This window comes from Proteus sp. fly-1067 (assembly GCF_040139345.1).
Lineage (GTDB): Bacteria > Pseudomonadota > Gammaproteobacteria > Enterobacterales > Enterobacteriaceae > Proteus > Proteus vulgaris_B.
In genome coordinates, this window is sequence record NZ_JBEEUL010000176.1 from 1 (window position 1) to 589 (window position 589).

Annotated in this window: 2 protein-coding genes; both read left to right on the forward strand. The window is 44.0% G+C overall.

The genetic code is table 11. From position 1 onward, the window contains the following. Positions 1-196, forward strand: a 196-nt coding sequence (locus ABN217_RS19840) for an Asd/ArgC dimerization domain-containing protein (RefSeq protein WP_349459942.1), incomplete at its 5' end; no start/stop codon positions are given. Next, positions 196-589 (forward strand): tRNA pseudouridine(38-40) synthase TruA (truA, locus tag ABN217_RS19845; RefSeq protein WP_349459943.1); only part of this gene is annotated, 394 nt, incomplete at its 3' end. The genes ABN217_RS19840 and truA, both read left to right, overlap by 1 nt.

The following is a 589-nucleotide window of genomic DNA, read 5'->3' on the forward strand; positions in this document are numbered from 1 at the left end:
CTCAGAAGAAGGCGATTATCCAACTCAAGTGACTGATGCCTCTGGTAACGATTATTTGAGTATTGGTTGTATCCGTAATGATTACGGTATTCCTGAAATCTTACAGTTTTGGTCTGTTGCCGATAATGTGCGTTTTGGTGGTGCATTGATGGCAGTTGAAACCGCAGAAAAACTGGCTCAGGAGCTATCTTACTGATGTCCGAGTCAACCCAGTTGTCTCGCATTGCGTTAGGCATTGAATATAACGGTAGTCGCTATTATGGCTGGCAACGCCAAAATGAAGTACGTAGTGTACAAGAACGATTAGAAAAAGCGCTCTCACAGGTGGCTAATGAACCTATATCGGTTTTTTGTGCAGGAAGAACTGATGCTGGTGTACATGCGACAGGGCAAGTTGTTCATTTTGAAACAACGGCACACCGCAAAGATCCGGCATGGACAATGGGCGTTAATACGCATTTACCTGCGGATATTGCAGTCCGTTGGGTAAAAACGGTGTCTGATGATTTTCATGCGCGTTTTAGTGCAACGGCAAGGCGTTATCGTTATGTGATTTTTAATCATCGTTACCGTCCTGCTATTTTGTCAT